This window comes from Mesorhizobium sp. BHbdii (assembly GCF_053848045.1).
In genome coordinates, this window is the sequence record NZ_JBSPKX010000173.1 from 1 (window position 1) to 478 (window position 478).

The window sequence follows — 478 nt, forward strand, 5'->3', positions numbered from 1 at the left end:
CGGCGCATTTCAAAAACCCTGCCTATGACGGCATGGTCACTTCCTATCTCAAGGCGCTCGACATCGGCGCGCAGCGCGCGGCGGCCTCCGACATCCAGAAACTGCTGCTCGACGAAACGCCGGTCATTTTCAGCTACTTCCCGGACCTGCTCGTGCCGGTGCGCAAGAATGTCAGCGGCCTGCCGCCGATCGCCGCCGGTCTGCTGCTTGATCGCGTGTCGCTGGGATAGAGGCTGGATTTGGACAATTCCGCTTTCGGGCGGCGAGGCTATCCGCTGGCAGGCCGCGAAGGGCGATGGGGGCCATCGTTCGAGCGGCTCGATGCCAGGGAAACCCGCCGCCCGGAAACCCCCTCCGGCAACACAGTTCAATCCAGGTTCATCTCGCTGTGCGCCAACGCTCCATGACAAAAGACAAGAAACGGGAGACTACCATTCGCAAGCCTCATTTGCGCGGTCGCGGACCGCATTTCCCCCTG

Annotated in this window: 1 pseudogene; it reads left to right on the forward strand. The window is 62.6% G+C overall.

What is annotated here, in order from left to right:
- A pseudogene (locus ACWTU8_RS32470) lies at positions 1–230 on the forward strand (ABC transporter substrate-binding protein); the annotation flags it as partial.
- Between the last annotated feature and the right edge of the window lie 248 nt (positions 231–478).